This is a genomic window from Planococcus sp. CPCC 101016, from assembly GCF_007859295.1.
In the GTDB taxonomy this organism is placed as follows: Bacteria; Bacillota; Bacilli; order Bacillales_A; family Planococcaceae; genus Planococcus.
Genome location: NZ_VOHB01000002.1, coordinates 1835282 through 1851020, shown reverse-complemented (window position 1 = coordinate 1851020; position 15739 = coordinate 1835282). Strand labels below are relative to the sequence as shown.

16 protein-coding genes are annotated in these 15739 nt (G+C 43.8%); 5 read left to right on the top strand and 11 right to left on the bottom strand.

Translation table 11 applies throughout. The features are described 5' to 3' along the window. Window positions 1-47: 47 nt before the first annotated feature. Window positions 48-923, top strand: a complete 876-nt coding sequence (locus FQV26_RS08700; protein ID WP_146557095.1) for a metallophosphoesterase family protein — start codon at window positions 48-50, stop codon at window positions 921-923. 88 nt (window positions 924-1011) lie between these two features. Here FQV26_RS08700 and FQV26_RS08695 read toward each other — a convergent pair whose 3' ends face one another. Then, window positions 1012-1476, bottom strand: coding sequence for a macro domain-containing protein (locus FQV26_RS08695; RefSeq protein ID WP_146557094.1), 465 nt, complete (start codon window positions 1474-1476; stop codon window positions 1012-1014). Window positions 1477-1794: 318 nt separating this feature from the next. On the opposite strand from FQV26_RS08695, the gene FQV26_RS08690 reads away from it, so the two are divergent. The 3 genes from FQV26_RS08690 to FQV26_RS08680 all read left to right on the top strand — a co-directional run bounded on the left by FQV26_RS08690 (window position 1795) and on the right by FQV26_RS08680 (window position 5189). Next, window positions 1795-3036, top strand: a complete 1242-nt coding sequence (locus FQV26_RS08690) for a PucR family transcriptional regulator (protein WP_146557093.1) — start codon at window positions 1795-1797, stop codon at window positions 3034-3036. A gap of 121 nt (window positions 3037-3157) precedes the next feature. Then, complete coding sequence (ald, locus tag FQV26_RS08685) at window positions 3158-4288, top strand: alanine dehydrogenase (RefSeq protein WP_146557092.1); 1131 nt, start codon at window positions 3158-3160, stop codon at window positions 4286-4288. A gap of 142 nt (window positions 4289-4430) precedes the next feature. Further along, entirely contained in the window at window positions 4431-5189 is a 759-nt protein-coding gene (locus FQV26_RS08680) for a purine nucleoside phosphorylase YfiH/LACC1 family protein (protein WP_146557091.1), read from the top strand. Window positions 5190-5510: 321 nt separating this feature from the next. Here the strand turns inward: FQV26_RS08680 and FQV26_RS08675 are convergent, their stop codons facing one another. Continuing rightward, window positions 5511-6806 carry an L-lactate MFS transporter gene (locus FQV26_RS08675; RefSeq protein WP_146557090.1) on the bottom strand — a complete coding sequence of 432 codons (1296 nt, stop codon included), beginning with the start codon at window positions 6804-6806 and terminating at the stop codon, window positions 5511-5513. Window positions 6807-7328: 522 nt separating this feature from the next. Between FQV26_RS08675 and citZ the strand changes: the two genes are divergently transcribed. Further along, window positions 7329-8444: a citrate synthase gene (citZ, locus tag FQV26_RS08670; protein WP_146557089.1), complete on the top strand. Its 1116-nt coding sequence runs from the start codon at window positions 7329-7331 to the stop codon at window positions 8442-8444. Between the two features lie 123 nt (window positions 8445-8567). On the opposite strand, the gene moaA is transcribed toward citZ, so the two are convergent. The 9 genes from moaA to FQV26_RS08625 all read right to left on the bottom strand — a co-directional run bounded on the left by moaA (window position 8568) and on the right by FQV26_RS08625 (window position 15550). After that, the gene (gene moaA, locus FQV26_RS08665; RefSeq protein ID WP_146557088.1) at window positions 8568-9584 is read right to left on the bottom strand and encodes a GTP 3',8-cyclase MoaA; all 1017 of its coding nucleotides are present in this window, start codon (window positions 9582-9584) and stop codon (window positions 8568-8570) included. Between the two features lie 15 nt (window positions 9585-9599). Beyond that, a complete protein-coding gene (gene mobA / locus FQV26_RS08660; protein ID WP_146557087.1) occupies window positions 9600-10163 on the bottom strand; it encodes a molybdenum cofactor guanylyltransferase in 564 nt (187 codons plus the stop codon). Further along, window positions 10160-10393, bottom strand: coding sequence for a molybdopterin converting factor subunit 1 (gene moaD / locus FQV26_RS08655; protein WP_146557086.1), 234 nt, complete (start codon window positions 10391-10393; stop codon window positions 10160-10162). Before moaD ends, mobA begins: the two co-directional genes overlap by 4 nt. After that, the gene (locus FQV26_RS08650; protein WP_146557085.1) at window positions 10390-10830 is read right to left on the bottom strand and encodes a molybdenum cofactor biosynthesis protein MoaE; all 441 of its coding nucleotides are present in this window, start codon (window positions 10828-10830) and stop codon (window positions 10390-10392) included. Before FQV26_RS08650 ends, moaD begins: the two co-directional genes overlap by 4 nt. Continuing rightward, window positions 10817-11338, bottom strand: coding sequence for a molybdopterin-guanine dinucleotide biosynthesis protein B (mobB, locus tag FQV26_RS08645; protein WP_146557084.1), 522 nt, complete (start codon window positions 11336-11338; stop codon window positions 10817-10819). The genes FQV26_RS08650 and mobB overlap by 14 nt, the downstream gene beginning before the upstream one ends. Continuing rightward, complete coding sequence (locus FQV26_RS08640; RefSeq protein WP_146557083.1) at window positions 11326-12570, bottom strand: molybdopterin molybdotransferase MoeA; 1245 nt, start codon at window positions 12568-12570, stop codon at window positions 11326-11328. The genes mobB and FQV26_RS08640 overlap by 13 nt, the downstream gene beginning before the upstream one ends. Before the next feature lie 256 nt (window positions 12571-12826). Continuing rightward, entirely contained in the window at window positions 12827-14110 is a 1284-nt protein-coding gene (locus FQV26_RS08635; protein WP_146557082.1) for an L-lactate MFS transporter, read from the bottom strand. 254 nt (window positions 14111-14364) lie between these two features. Continuing rightward, window positions 14365-15180: a formate dehydrogenase accessory sulfurtransferase FdhD gene (gene fdhD, locus FQV26_RS08630; protein ID WP_397430748.1), complete on the bottom strand. Its 816-nt coding sequence runs from the start codon at window positions 15178-15180 to the stop codon at window positions 14365-14367. Then, window positions 15167-15550 carry a Na-translocating system protein MpsC family protein gene (locus FQV26_RS08625; RefSeq protein WP_146557080.1) on the bottom strand — a complete coding sequence of 128 codons (384 nt, stop codon included), beginning with the start codon at window positions 15548-15550 and terminating at the stop codon, window positions 15167-15169. Before FQV26_RS08625 ends, fdhD begins: the two co-directional genes overlap by 14 nt. Window positions 15551-15739: the final 189 nt, after the last annotated feature.

The window sequence follows — 15739 nt, the reverse complement described above, 5'->3', positions numbered from 1 at the left end:
CTCAAAAGCAGCTTAACAATCTTTTGAGATACTGGAGTTAGAAAAACATGAAAGGGGCAGAGGATCTGATGAAAATTGCAGTAATTGGTGATTTGCATTATCCGACGTTAAAAGAATCCTATTCGTTTATCAAAAAAGACAGACAGCTTTTTTATGAGATTTTTCTAGAAAATTTTTTCTCTATTCCTGCAGACCTTTACGTATCGATTGGGGATTTGACCAACTTTGGAACACAGGACGAATTGGCAGATGTCTATTCCATAATCGAAAAGCACGGTAAGCCATTTAAGCATGTTCTTGGCAACCATGATGTATACGGGATGACACGCAAAGAAGTGCTTGCCATTACTGGACAACAAGGTTTTCATCATGTTTCAACAGAGTTTGCTGAATTGGCGTTTTTGGATACTGCACAAGAACAGAATTTTGCCAATTGGGGCGGGACTTTGGACGAAGTACAGCAAAATTGGCTGTCGGCGGTCATCAAAAAAACCGAAAATCGTCCTTTACTTGTTTTTGGGCATCACCCGATCTACGGAACTACCAAGAATTCTACAAAGGACAAACGCTGCATCCATCCAGACATTCCGATTTGGGAGATTCTTTCTAAAAAGCAAGGCGTAGGTTTATACATTAATGGCCATAATCACTTCAACTCGATCGCAGCACGCGAAAACTGGACGTTTCTTCAGCTTGCTGCAGTGTTAGATGAACAGGCTATCCGGTTGATAAAGGTTTCTGACTCCCTATTGTCCATTGATTACATCTCATTTGATCAATTGCAGCTGCAAAAACATGCACAAGTCATTGGAGATGCCATCGACCATTTTCGTTTGAACTCCTGTCCACTAGGAACCGCTGCAGACGTAAAATACAATATTCCTTTGACAAATACCTATTCACTCGCATCAACACCAAAATAAAAAAACATCAAAAATAAGCCGCATTTCCAACACTAAAATGCGGCTTATTTTATTTTTGATCTACTTTTGCTGAAGGTAGGCGCGACGTTCAATTGCCGAACAGCACCATATACACTTGCATTTCATTTTCTTTCAAAAAGGCTTCTATCTCGGCAACCGCCACTTCCAGTGCACGGTCTTTCGGATAACCGTAAATACCTGCAGAAATTAACGGAAACGCAACTGAAGCACAGTCAAGCGACTTTGCCACTTCCAACGAATTCCGGTAGCATGAACGCAGTAGATTCTCCTCTCCATGGCTGCCTCCCCGCCAAATCGGGCCAACTGTGTGAATGATGTATTTTGAAGGCAGACGGAAGCTATCGGTGAATACCGCTTCCCCAATAGGACAAAATCCTAATTCATCGCATGCTTCTTGCAGATCTTCCGCACCGGCTGCACGAAAAATCGCTCCACACACTCCTCCACCCATTTGTAATTGGGAATTTGCTGCATTGACAAGTGCATCCACTTCCACTTTAGTAATATCATTTCGGATAATTTCTATCGGCATAATACCCCCCCTTTTTTAGCACTGAAACAATTTCCACTAAACTCTCAGTTAGATCAAATGCTAACTTTTTATGAGCTTCCATTAGGATGATGAATGTTTTTTTACAGTCTAATTTATAGAGTAGTTTCAAATACTTCTTTTTTCCATAACCATAAACCCTGATATGTTGCTTGTAAAGACTTTACTTCCCTTTTTTCCCCTATCAAATCTTGCTGAGCTTCCCTGAAGCTCTAGAGTAAGCCGCCTATTTTGGTTATACTGAAGTATAAGTATTAATGAAAGCGGATTTTAAAAAAGCACCGCTAAAGGAGTTGCTTCATGTACGACATGCCACATAAAAACCCATTTAAAAAATCTTTTTTCGACCTGAAAGAATTGGTCGACAGCATCCAAGAAAATTTGATGTGTCCGGCTACAATCGAAGACAACAATCACCGTTTGCATGCCTACAGCTCCCATGAAGATGATACTGATTCCGCTCGAATCGGCACAATCATTTCCCAACGGGTTCCTGAGAAGGTCATCAATCGCCTTTGGAAAGTGGGTGCTATTCCTAATTTGATGCAGTCGGATTCCGCTTTACGCATCCCTCATATCGAAGACATTGGACTTCGCGACCGAGTAGCTATCGCTATACGGAAAAACAATGAAATTCTAGGTTATATTTGGGTTGTTGAAGGCCCGAAAAAACTGGATGATGCACAATTAGAACTGTTGAAGGATGCAGCCATTGCTGCTACGCCTTTGATGTCAAAACTTCATCAAAACAGGAAACGAAAAGAAGAAAACTATCAGGATTTTCTTTGGCAGCTATTGACCGGCCAAAGCAAAACTCTGTCAGAAATCCAATCTAAATTTCATGATTTGAATTTAAAGCTGCCAGACAGCTTTACTGTTTTAGTGTTCCACTTTAAGCAGGAGATTACACGAAAAATGGAAGAACAAATTTCTTATTTGATTACGACCAGCCAAAAAATTACTAATCATTTTTTAGTAGTCATGGAAGAGGAATTGATACTCATTGCTTCTCCTCACTCTTCACAAGCTGATGACAAAGCCTTTGACGACTTCATCTCATTTTTTATATCTGAAATGGCTAACCGTTTTTCAATACTAGACATTAAAGGAAGCGCTGGAACCAGTTATCAGGCGTTTGACAACGCAAAGACTAGCTATCAGGAAGCATTGAAAGTGCTGAAGATGAAAGAACGTTTTCCTGAAGAGCTGAAAAATGTTTGTCATTTCCGGCATCTGGGAGCCTACCGCTATTTGGATCTCATCCAAAAAGAACAGCGGATCAGGCATTATGAACATCCCGCCATCGGAAAGCTTGAGAAATATGACCAATCCCACAATTCAAACTTACTGAAAACACTTGAAGTCTTCATCCAACAGGACAGCAATATGAACGATGCCGCTAAAAAGCTCTTTGTGCACACCAACACGCTTCATTACCGAATAAAGCGCATATCGGAAATTGGCGGCATCCGCTTAAACAATGTTCACGAAAAGATCGGTATTTTCCTTGATTTGAAAGCTCGAAAAATGGATGAGGAATAGGTTTTTGTGAAATTTCACAAAAGAAACCGCTTTCTTTCTTTATTTCATACAATGAAGAACGATGGGCTTCCCGCTATACTTATGGATATATACACCACACGTTTTAGAGGGGGAAGAAAAAATGATTATTGGAATTCCAAAAGAAATCAAAAACAATGAAAACAGAGTAGCAATCACTCCTGCTGGCGTGGATGCTTTTGTAAGGGCTGGTCATCAAGTCATCATCGAAACAGGTGCTGGTCTTGGAAGCAGCTTTACGGATGAAGATTACACTGCTACAGGTGCGAAAATGGTCGCTACAGCTCAAGAAGCGTGGGCTGCTGAAATGGTGATGAAAGTAAAAGAACCTGTTTCTTCTGAATACCAATACTTCCGTGAAGACCTATTGTTGTTCACTTATTTACATCTTGCAGCTGAACCATCACTGACACAAGCATTAGTGGATCACAAAGTAACTGCAGTAGCCTATGAAACGGTATCGGTTAACCGTACTCTTCCTTTGTTGACGCCAATGAGTGAAGTAGCTGGAAGAATGGCGGCTCAAGTTGGCGCTCAATTCCTTGAAAAAGTTTATGGCGGCAAAGGAATCCTGCTATCTGGTGTACCAGGTGTGCAACGTGGAAAAGTAACGATCATTGGCGGTGGTGTGGCAGGAACCAATGCTGCAAAAATGGCCATTGGTCTCGGGGCACAAGTGACAGTTATCGATTTGAGCCCGGAACGCCTGCGCCAACTGGATGATATTTTCGGAACAGATGTGACAACATTGATCTCTAATCCTTTCAATATTGCACAAGCAGTGAAAGAATCGGATTTGGTTATTGGAGCAGTGTTGATTCCAGGGTCAAAAGCACCTAAATTAGTGACAGAGGAAATGGTTCAATCGATGAACCCTGGATCTGTTATCGTCGATATCGCTATCGATCAAGGCGGCATTTTTGAAACAGCAGACCGCATCAGCACCCATGACGAGCCAACATATGTAAAACATGATGTGGTTCATTACGCAGTTGCCAATATGCCTGGAGCTGTTCCGCGCACATCAACAATTGCGTTGACGAATGTCACTGTCGGCTATGCACTTCAAATGGCCAATAAAGGCGTCCAAAAAGCAGTTGATGAAAACCCGGCATTGAAGCTTGGTGTCAACACAGCAAACGGCAGCGTAACTTATGAAGCAGTCGCAAAAGACCTTGGCTATGAGTTTGTTTCTGTCGATGACGCTCTTGCTAAACCCGCTACAATAGTATAAGAACACTCACCAAAGACAGACCTCCGCTGTGATTCATGCAGCTGCGGGACTGTCTTTTTTTATTGTCTAAGTATGGACTGCACACCATATCCTCCCTGTACAACTATTTTATCTTGCTTTATATTTAAAGAAGGTGATTAAAATGAAAACAAAATTATATGTAAACAATACTCAGTTGATATCAGGTATGACCTTAAAAGATGTTGCTGAACCCGAACTTAATAATATGGCCTTGCATGCCTGTGAGAATTCACAATTGGTTCTAGCAAATCGGGAAAAATTGGCGGGCTTTTTAGAGGTTCGACTCCCAGATTTTGTTTGTACACAACAGACGCATAGCGCAAACTTCAAGAAAGTCTCCTTGGAAGATAGAGGTCGTGGTGCCTCTGATACAAATGATGCCTTCAGCGACACGGATGCTTTGTATACCTATGACGCTGGATTGGTTCTTTGCAGTTTTGCCGCAGATTGTGCGCCGGTCATTCTCCACGACACACACACAGGTCTTATCGGAGTTGTCCATTCCGGCTGGCAAGGCACCATCAAAGAAATTACAGCTAAATTACTGCATCACTTGATTGAGGCAGAACAATGCAACCCGTCAGATTTGGAAATCCAGATCGGCGCTGCCATTAGTCAACAGCGTTTTGAAGTCGATGAAGATGTCTTTTTAAAATTTGATGCTCTTGGCTATGCCACAGAATTCATGTATTTCAATGAGCGAACAACCAAATACCACATCGATAATCAAGCAATAGTAAAAAAGCAATGCGAGCTGGCTGGAGTTCCAACAAAACAGATCTCCATCGATCGTACATGCACGTATTCAAGCCCTGATGGCTTCTCTTATCGTCAGGACAGAAACAGTGGCAGACATCTGATTTTTGCAATGAAAAAATGATCTGTTGATTTGTAAAAAATCCGTTCACGTATGCAAATTTTTTACGCAAAGAAGAGAATTTCTGGATCACATTATAAATCGAGAATTTTAAAAATACCTATGATGACTGGGTTAAACAGAGTTTTCTAAAGCTTTTCAATATAAAAAAGTCGTTTCCGCAAACCTGAAAGGTTATGGAGACGACTTTTTTATAATCTATTTTACTTACTTAAAACAATCAAAATATTACTATGACTTCAGACTCTCTTTTCATCTGCATAAAAGTAATATAGATCTATATTACCTGAATGTTCTGCAGAGAAGTGAAAAGCATCGAAAGTATTAGTTATTGCCTTCTTGGAGATTCAGCCCGGTTGAAGCAGTCGTCGTCTTTTGTGTACTCTGTTGTCCTTCAACTCGTTTGATGTCCCAGCGGATCAACAGCGAAATGATAAAAGCGATGGAAGCGAGAACAATAAAGACATAAAATACTGGTTCATAACTATTTGTCCGTTCTCGGATCTGTGAAACGATAGCCGGTCCAATGATGCCTCCAAGTGACCAAGTGGTCAACAAATAGCCATGAATTGCACCTAGTTGTTTCGTTCCAAATAGATCGCCGATAAATGCTGGAAGATTGGAGAATCCTCCCCCGTAGCAGCTGACAATGATTAAAATCATCGCTTGGAATATCAAGACATTGCCGATGTTCGGCAACATGGTGAATGCAATTATCTCCAGTACAAAGAAAATTGTGAAGACCGTCGGACGTCCGATGTAATCAGAAAGTGCAGCCCATCCGAGTCTGCCTCCGCCATTGAATACTCCCATGATGCCGACCAATGTGGCAGCGCCAGCGGCAGAAAGTCCCATCATTTCCTGTGACATCGGTGATGCCACAGAAATGATCATAATGCCGGCACTGACGTTAATCAGCATCATAGACCAAACCATCCAGAAACGGCGAGTTTTCACAGCTTCTTTAGCAGTCAACTGCGCCAAATCTTTTTTCATCACTTTTTTGCCTGAGTCGATGGCTTGCTGCATTCCTTTTGGCATCCAATCTTTTGGTGGTGGTGCAATGTAAGACGCCCCCAACAAGATCAAGATAAAGTAGCTGATGCCGAGAATGTAAAAGGTTGTGCTAACACCGTATGAACCGATCAGGTTAGCTGCAACTGGTGCGGTAATCAATGCACCTGCACCAAAGCCCATGACCGCCATCCCCGTAGCAAGTCCTCTGCGGTCCGGAAACCATTTAACTAGAGTAGAAATTGGCGCAATATAGCCTACCCCAAGTCCGAGTCCGCTCAAGAAACCGTATGTAAGTAAAAATAAGATCAGTGAGTCGATCTGGATAGCAAAACCGGCACCAGCTTGTCCAAAACCGAACAGGAACGCTGCGACGATTGCTGACTTTCGAGGTCCATTCTTCTCGACAAATCCACCGAAGAATGCAGCGGAAATACCACCGAGTGCCATCATGATCGTGAATGCGTAGGTAATTTCTTTAGGCGCCCACCCCATTTCACTGCTGATTGGCGTCGTATAAACACTATAGGCATAAGCTGCCCCGATCGATAACTGGATGGCAATTGCTGCTAAAGCGATTAGCCATCTATTTTTTGTTGTGCCCATCGAATATCCTCCCTTTACGTGAATATCCACTTCTTTCTGTCAGAAGTGATTCTTCAGAGAATACATGTATATTTAAAATAAAACAAATACTTTTTTGAAAATTTAAAAATAAAGTTATGGTGTTACAGCAGTCCAACCCACGTGGCTGTAAGAGTGATTGCCATGGAAAAATTTATAATATTTTTTATATATTATAACAGAATAACAAAAACTCTTAACTTAATCTGTCAATGCTATTAAATACTGCTCTCTTTATTGAAATCCTCTCTTTTAACTATCGAATTTGCTGCTTTAATCACAAAAAATGCAATCGCAGTCATTTTATCTAAAATTCTTAAAAATTTAAGTTAAAGTAAATAAATAGCACAAAATAGTCACAATTATTCCAAGCTGACGTGTTGACCTTTCTTGGATTTACATTTGCAAACAAATGTAAACGCTTTACTGAGTATTCATACAAATTTCATCTCTACCAGAAAACAACTCAGACACTGCTTGAATAGATGAAAAGGAGAGATTCAATTGACAACAACTAAAGGTTTAGAAGGCGTAGTAGCAACCCAATCCGCCATCAGCTCGATCATTGATGACACACTTACATACGTTGGCTATGATATTGATGACTTGGCCGTAAACGCAAGCTTCGAAGAAGTGATTTACCTGCTGTGGCACCAGCGCTTGCCGAAAGCGGACGAGCTGGCAGAACTGAAGCAGCAGCTGGCTGACAACATGGCTGTTCCACAGGCCGTATTGGATCATTTCAAAACATACGACATCAAGAATGTCCACCCGATGGCGGCACTCCGCACAGCGGTTTCCATGCTCGGCTTGTTCGATGAAGAAGCAGAAGTGATGAACCCGGAAGCGAATTACAACAAAGCCATCAAAATCCAAGCGAAGATTTCGACGCTGGTGACGGCCTTCGGCCGCATCCGCAACGGCCAGGAGCCGGTTGCCCCGAAAACCGACCTGAGCTTCGCGGCCAACTTCCTGTACATGCTGTCTGGCGAACTGCCGGAAGCGATCGAAGAGGAAGCGTTCAACAAAGCTTTGGTGCTTCACGCCGACCACGAATTGAACGCTTCGACGTTCACAGCTCGTGTGGCAGTGGCAACTTTGTCTGACGTCTATTCCGGTGTTACGGCAGCCATCGGCGCTTTGAAAGGCCCGCTTCACGGCGGCGCCAACGAACAAGTGATGAAGATGCTAACGGAAATCGGCTCAGTCGACAACGTGGAAAAAGTCATCACAGAAAAATTGGCGAACAAAGAAAAAATCATGGGCTTCGGCCACCGCGTCTACCGCAAGGGCGACCCGCGTGCGAAGCATTTGCGCGACATGTCCCAGAAATTGACGAAGATCCGCGGTGAAGAAAAATGGTACGAGATGTCGGTGAAGATCGACGAAATCGTCACAGGCCAGAAAAACCTGCCGCCGAACGTGGATTTCTATTCCGCATCTGTATACCACAGCCTGAACATTGAGCATGACTTGTTCACGCCGATTTTTGCGGTATCCCGCACATCGGGCTGGCTGGCGCATATCCTCGAGCAGTACGCAGACAACCGCTTGATCCGTCCGCGTGCGGATTACATTGGACCGGGCATGCAGACTTACGTGCCGGTTGAAGAAAGATAATAAACCACTAGCTAAGACAGCGACATTTTTCTGTGTACAGCAAATATGAATTCCCTATAAAAAATAGCTAAAGGCGTTTCCTGTATTCACAGGAAACGCCTTTTCTATTGTTCAGCCACTCAATCATCCACCAATATACGACATGCCAATTTTATTGCGGTTTTTTGCTGTTAATTCAGTCCGTTCATCCGAGTAACGGTCGTCGCGGCGCTCCCAAACGGCGGAAATTCTCTCAAGCAATTCCTCATCGGTCAGGCCGTTCCGAATCAGTTCACGGATATCAAAATGTCCCGTTGCAAATAGGCATGTATAAAATTTTCCGTCTGAAGAAAGTCGGGCACGTGTACAAGAAGAACAAAAAGACTCCGAGACTGACGTAATAAAACCGACTTGGGCATTCCCTTCTTCAAAACGATATCGCTTCGCCACTTCACCGTAGTAGTCCTTATCCACTGGCTCCAATTTATAAACTGTTTGCAGTTTTTCAAGAATCTGCTTTTTGGTTACCACTTTTTTAAAGCTCCAGCCATTGTCATTGCCGACATCCATAAACTCGATAAAGCGCAAAGTGATGCCTTTTTCTTTGAAATAAGCTGTCATTGGAAGAATTTCATGTTCATTGACATCTTTTTGTACGACCATATTCACTTTGATTTCAAAACCAATTTGCTTGGCAAAATCAATCTGTTTTAAAATATGCGATGGATCGACACCTCTGCCATTAAGCTTGCCGAATAACTCAGCATCTAATGCATCCAGGCTGATGTTCAAGCGTCGCAGCCCTGCATCGTAAAGTGCTTGAGCGTGATTTCCAAGAAGCAGGCCATTGGTCGTCAAACCAATGTCTTCTATACCTTCAACTGAAAGGATCTTTTTGACTAGTTCAGGCAGTCCTCTACGCATAAGCGGTTCTCCGCCAGTCAACCGGATTTTCTTAACGCCCATCGCCGCAAAAACTTTGGTCAAACGATGGATCTCTTCAAATGACAGTAATTCCTGTTTCGGCAAAAATACATAATCATCACCGAAAACTTCCTTTGGCATACAATATGAACAACGGAAGTTACAGCGGTCGGTGACTGAAATCCGCAAATCCCGTATTGGACGTTGATATTGGTCCTGTACTGGTTGTATGGCCATGATGCCACCCCTCTCTTAGTCTTCCGGTTCATTTAAATTTCGGAAAACTAGCGGATCCTGATGAATTTCTGATGATTCAATCCAAACAGTATCCACTTTCTCCATGAATTTCATCACACGGTGTTGCCTGCCTGAAAGCTCCTGCTCCAGCCGGTCTTTAACACGGCTGTTCCAGACGCTGAACAAAGGAATGTTCTCGTTGTCGTTATGAACAGCTGTAATGTCCGATGAGTCTTCTACTAACGACATAAGCCTATCAGTTTCCGCAGCTTTAACAAACGGCATATCACAAGGCAATACGAAGTATTTATCCGCTGGCCTTGCCGTCATACCTGAAAGGATACCGGCCAATGGGCCTTGTCCTGCAATCCAGTCAAGGTCGGTAATGACATCATATTCAGATGGAAAACGTGCCAGCAGTTCGGGTCTGGAAACAATGACGACCTGGTCACAAATACGTTCCAGTGCGTTATATGCGCGTTCGTAAAAAAACTCGTTTTCCGCTATGGCAAACGCTTTTGGCGAACCGTAACGACGCGATAAGCCGCCTGCGAGCAGGATGCCTACTGTATAGCTCATCCTCCGCTGACTGGTGGAATAAAAGCGACAACGTCTCCGGTCTCCAAAATATCTGTCGGCAGCGCGTACTCTTCATTAACAGCGACGCGTGCCGCCCCTGACAAAAAATCTGGGTATTTTTCGGTCGCCCATTGCCATAGATCTTCCACAGTTTGTCCAGCCATATCGACTTGTTCTTCTGAAACACCCGTTTGTTCCCGGAGTCCTGCAAAATAACGCAAGCTGATCATGTCAATCCCCCTTCCGGTTTTTTCTTCTGATCGCCGATCCATTCTTCGCCGTCTTCCCATATTTCCTTTTTCCAGATCGGCACAATTTCTTTGATTCGTTCTATAGCATACTCGTTTGCTTCGTAGGCTGTTTTCCGGTGCGGTGAAGAAACCGCAATAACGACCGCGATGTCACTGATCTGCAGTTCTCCGATACGATGGGCGATTGCCACTTTTGTTCCTTCCCAACGCTGTTCGATTTCTTCGCCGATCTGTGTCAGCTTTTTCTCAGCCATTGGTATATATGCCTCATAGGATAAATGCAATGTCCGCACGCCTTTTGTCCATTCTCGGACATGTCCTGTAAACAAAGTTACAGCGCCTGCTTCAGGTCGCAGCACATAATCCGCATAAACTTGAGGGTTGATTGCCTCTGTCACTATTTCAAATGCCTTCATTTCTTCCACCATCCATCCAGTTGTTAAACCAAGCGTGCAATTGCTTACTGTCATTCTGCAGAATAATCGGCATATTGTCCAGTGCCATCTTATCCACTGTAATTACTAACTTGATATGTGTAAGCTTTTGAAGTTCTACCCAATCTTCCGGTGACCGCAGCAATACAATTTTCTCATAGTCGGCATCTTTAAAGCCCTCAATTAACACCAAATCGGGATTTGCGAGAGAAGCAAGTGCCACTAGTTCACTCAATGACGCTTCTGCTTTTCGTTGATGCATTTGAATGACCCCACCGCCATAAGCGACCGAGCACTCCGCTCCTTCTTCGAATAGCCGGGTGCTGTCGGTTCCTGCAGCCGGCATCTCAAGTGCCCCGCCATGGCCGTGATGCTTGATGGTCGAAATCGTTTTCCCAATATTTTTCGCCTGTTTCAGCAAGTGTAACGTCAAAGTGGTCTTGCCGCTGTTTTTGAAGCCGACCACTTGCAGTACTTTTACAGCTGCCATTTGTCAGAACCCTCTTCCACGCCAAGAAGCAGGACATCCACAACATCACTCGATTGAAAACCGCGAGTACCGCCCGGCAGAACAATCAATGCATTGCCTCGTGCGATAGATGATACAGCATTCGACTTATTGAAGCCAGCCGGCGTCACCGTCTCGCCATCATAAGATGCACGGATAAAACGGGTAAAAGGATTAGCTTTAGAAAAATCTTCTCCCAGCTTCGCTTGTGTTTGGGGCAAATAGAGTTTCCCTGCTCCCATCATCTTCAGCAAAGCCGGACGGACGAATAACTCAAATCCAGTAAAGCAGGCAGAGGGATTACCGGATAAGCCGAATAAATATCGTCCATTTGCCACTGCAACCGTCGTTACACTCCCTGGGCGCATGGCCACTTTGTTGAACAATACTTCAGCGTTTAACCGCTCATAAATTGCCGGCAGGAAATCAAAATCACCGACGGAAACTCCTCCCGTCGTAATCAGGCAATCGGTTTCAGCCGCCGCTTTTTTGACTACTTCATAACTTTCGTCCAATTTGTCAATTGACATGCCGTACATTTTGCATCGCAAACCCATCCGTTTCAGCTGAGCTACAATCATCGGCCCATTGCTGTTTCGTATCTTTCCTGGTACTAGTTTGTCGCTAACTGCGAGCAATTCCGTACCAGTAGAAAGAATTCCGATAACCGGCTGCTTCGCCACCGATACCTGGGAATAGCCGAATGTCGCAAGCAGTGCAATCGTTCCAGGATTAATTAAGTTCCCGCTGTCAATAACCACTTCATTTTTTTGGACGTCTTCACCCTGCATGGAAACATTTTCCCAAGTTTCGAACGGCTTGCGAATCGTGATGCCATCCTTTGTTTCGATCGTCTGTTCAAACATCACTACTGCATCTGCGCCTTCTGGCAACTGGGCACCGGTCATGAGGCGGATTGCTTCCTGAGCCTTCAATTTTTTAGCCGACACTTCACCCGCCCCGATATGGTCGATTACTGTAAAGTCGATTCGGTTGTCGCCTGATGCTCCTTCAGAATCTTGAGAACGGATGGCGTAGCCATCATAAGGAGACCGGTTGAACGGCGGCACATCGTTTCGAGCGACAATCGGTTCAGCAAGGATGCGGCCGTAGCTTTCTTCCAATTCCACTTTCTCAGCACCCAGCGGCAAAGCATGCTTCAATACCCGTTGAATCGCCCCTGAAACAGGAATCGGATTGCGTTTCTCGACCATTAATCTTCAGCTCCCTCAAATTCATATGTCTTTTTATTTAAATTGATTTTGAAATTCATTATGTATCTTTATGATCTTTAAGAATAGCCCTGCTCGTATTAAACTTATACAATGCCTCTTATGCTGTCAAACCTGCCTTTATTAAAAAAAATAAAAACAACCTTGAAAAGTATGATTTCAAGGTTGTTTAAGCGTCCGTATTCTTTCGGCTTTAAATGATTGTCGTATGCAACCATCGTCGTTCAATAATTAGACATTAATCGCTGACGACTTCGGTTCTTGGCAGTACTTGAGCTTCTTCATTCTTAGCACGGATCCGACGGATATCGAGACGGATGACCAGTGAAATTACCAACGCCACAACGAAAAGTGCCGCGAAAAACAGCAGGCTGCTTTCATAACTGCCTGTCTTATCTTTCATGAATGCTGCGAACAACGGACCGGCAAGTCCTGCTGCCGCCCAAGCTGTCAGGATGTAGCCATGGATTGCGCCAAGCTGTTTGGTGCCGAATATATCCGCAATATATGCGGGAATCGAAGCAAATCCACCCCCGTAGCAAGTGTAGATGATGGCCAGCATAATCTGGAAGAATATCGCATTGGTTGTAAATGGCAGCAATGCAAATAACGCAATCTGGATTACGAAGAAAGCCGTATACGTATTCGGACGTCCAATATAATCGGAAATCGCTGCCCATCCGAGACGGCCAAGGCCGTTGAAGATTCCAAGGACACCAACCAAAGCTGCTGCTTGAATGGTCGTCATGCCAATGCTGTCAATAGCCATCGGTTTCGCGGCCGACAAAATGGCGATTCCGCATGTCACGTTAATAAACAGCATGATCCACAAATAATAAAAACGTTTAGTTTTAACCGCTTCATTGGCAGTCAGCTGGGATAAATCGATCTTTCTTTCTGCCTTGCCGCTGTTCACTTTTTCTTCAAAACCAGCAGGTGCCCAACCTTCTTCAGGTTTTTCAAGATAAAGAGAAGACAACACCATAATGATCAAGTAGGCAGCACCCAGTATATAAAAAGTCTGTTCCACTCCAACTGATGTGATCAGTATTTCCATGATAGGACTGCTGATGGCTGCCGCAAAACCAAAGCCCATAATGGCAAGGCCAGTAGCCAGCCCCCTGCGGTCAGGAAACCATTTCACTAAAGTTGAAACAGGTGCTATATAGCCGATGCCTAATCCAATTCCTCCGAGGGCTCCATAAAATACATAGAGCATCGGCAAAGAGGAAGCGCTTACAGCAAACCCTGACCCGATAATTCCGAACCCAAAGAAAAATGCTGCTACAAGCCCAGCTTTTCTGGGCCCGTACTTCTCTACAAAACTGCCAAAAAATGCTGCGGACAATCCTAAAAACAGGATAGCGATACTGAATGTCAGTTGCACTTGGCTTGTGGTCCATCCAAACTGATCAATCAATGGATTCGTAAAATTGCTCCAGGCATAAACAGATCCAATCGAAATATGTATCCCGACAGCAGATAAAGCAATCAACCATCTGTTCTTCGGCTTCTTTTTCATTTTCCCCTAACCTCCTGAATAAATTGTTAATAATATATAAAATGATTTCAGAGAGCCGAATCATTAATTTTCTTTCTGGCAATTGACTTGATCGCCAGTAAAAAGGCAGGGATTTAGAGACTTCAAAAGCGGAACTGGCCAGTTTAATCCGTTCAAATGTTTAGGTGTAACCCGCTCGGAATTGACCGGTTAAACTTACCGAATAGTAAGACGATTAGAATCATAGCATCCTTAACTTTTTTTGTCACCATTTTTTATTTTTCTGTCTGTACGGTGCTTTTCTCATTCAGGATGCGTTCAGGATGTGTATAAAGATTAAATGACCCATTTCGGATAAAGCCGACTGCCGTGATTCCTAAGTCGTCGGCCAAGGTTAATGCCAGTTCAGTCGGAGCGGATTTAGACAGAACGATCTCACAGCCAATCTTCGCTACCTTCAGCAGAATTTCTGATGATATCCGTCCACTGAAGACGATGACCTTGTTACGTACATCGATATTGTTCATCAGGCAATACCCGTATATTTTGTCCAAAGCATTGTGCCTGCCGATATCCATTCGCGCAACGATGATGCCATCTGCATCACAAAGTGCAGCGTTATGGACCCCACCGGTCTGTTTGAACATTTCTGCTGAGTTTGCCATATCGTTCATAAGCTGGAAACAATTTTCGGGCGTCAAGGTAACACGGACTTGAGACATCTTTTTAGCAATCATGGCGTCATGTGCAAAGATGAAGCCTTGTCGGCTCATGCCGCAGCAGGAACTGATAAACCGCTTATTCTGCAGCTGCTCGAAAAACGGGTAGACTTTCTCAGCAGTGATGTATACCGTTCCGCTTTTTTCATCCAAGCGAATCTCCTGGATATCCCGGTAATTTGGAATGATTCGTTCAGCAACCAAGAAGCCGATCGCCATTTCTTCCATGTGTTCAGGTGAACATACAATGGTGATAAATTCTTTGCCGTTTATGTTGATAGTAGCCGGCTGTTCAACGACAACACGGTCTTCTTTTTCGGTAAATGCACCTTTTTCGTAGCGAAGGATCTTCCGCGTTTTATCTTGCTGCATCTGTTGCACTCCCTCCAAATCCTTTTTGATCAATTGGCCGGTCGAACAGAAAAACCGATACGGCAATATCGTCTTCGACTTTAATGTCTGAGAACAGGTGGACAAATTTGGCTCCTAGCAATTCCTCCATCCCGGCAGGCGCTGCTGTTGCGTAAACACTTTGGATCATTCGTGTCCGTGCAGCATGGACCATTTCCCTGCCCTCGGGTGTTCTGGCGATAAACTGTTCTGACGGACTCAGGTTTCCATACAAAGTCGAAATTGCCATGTCGTTGACAAAGATGGTCTGGATGCGCTCGGGACCTTTGCCGAACAGGTTTTTCCGCAGCTTTCTAATGATGTCATTAAACTCATGGATTTGTCTGGACATTGGTCTTCTCCTCTTTCCGACTCATTATTTTTTGACTATTTGATATTCTAGTTGTGCATCGCATTTCAACTGTTTATAATAATAGCATACGTTGGTTTTGCCGTACTTCTGTGCGGCAGCGCTTTCACTTTAACCCATAAGCATGGATTGGTCATTTAACAAGTCCTGTTAAGACACTATTCCACTATG

Coding starts and splice junctions, on each gene's coding strand:
- FQV26_RS08700 (WP_146557095.1), top strand. CDS start 48: ATGAAAGGGGCAGAGGATCTGATGAAAATTGCAGTAATTGGTGATTTG.
- FQV26_RS08695 (WP_146557094.1), bottom strand. CDS start 1,476: ATGCCGATAGAAATTATCCGAAATGATATTACTAAAGTGGAAGTGGAT.
- FQV26_RS08690 (WP_146557093.1), top strand. CDS start 1,795: ATGTACGACATGCCACATAAAAACCCATTTAAAAAATCTTTTTTCGAC.
- ald (WP_146557092.1), top strand. CDS start 3,158: ATGATTATTGGAATTCCAAAAGAAATCAAAAACAATGAAAACAGAGTA.
- FQV26_RS08680 (WP_146557091.1), top strand. CDS start 4,431: ATGAAAACAAAATTATATGTAAACAATACTCAGTTGATATCAGGTATG.
- FQV26_RS08675 (WP_146557090.1), bottom strand. CDS start 6,806: ATGGGCACAACAAAAAATAGATGGCTAATCGCTTTAGCAGCAATTGCC.
- moaA (WP_146557088.1), bottom strand. CDS start 9,584: ATGGCCATACAACCAGTACAGGACCAATATCAACGTCCAATACGGGAT.
- mobA (WP_146557087.1), bottom strand. CDS start 10,163: ATGAGCTATACAGTAGGCATCCTGCTCGCAGGCGGCTTATCGCGTCGT.
- moaD (WP_146557086.1), bottom strand. CDS start 10,393: ATGATCAGCTTGCGTTATTTTGCAGGACTCCGGGAACAAACGGGTGTT.
- FQV26_RS08650 (WP_146557085.1), bottom strand. CDS start 10,830: ATGAAGGCATTTGAAATAGTGACAGAGGCAATCAACCCTCAAGTTTAT.
- mobB (WP_146557084.1), bottom strand. CDS start 11,338: ATGGCAGCTGTAAAAGTACTGCAAGTGGTCGGCTTCAAAAACAGCGGC.
- FQV26_RS08640 (WP_146557083.1), bottom strand. CDS start 12,570: ATGGTCGAGAAACGCAATCCGATTCCTGTTTCAGGGGCGATTCAACGG.
- FQV26_RS08635 (WP_146557082.1), bottom strand. CDS start 14,110: ATGAAAAAGAAGCCGAAGAACAGATGGTTGATTGCTTTATCTGCTGTC.
- fdhD (WP_397430748.1), bottom strand. CDS start 15,180: ATGCAGCAAGATAAAACGCGGAAGATCCTTCGCTACGAAAAAGGTGCA.
- FQV26_RS08625 (WP_146557080.1), bottom strand. CDS start 15,550: ATGTCCAGACAAATCCATGAGTTTAATGACATCATTAGAAAGCTGCGG.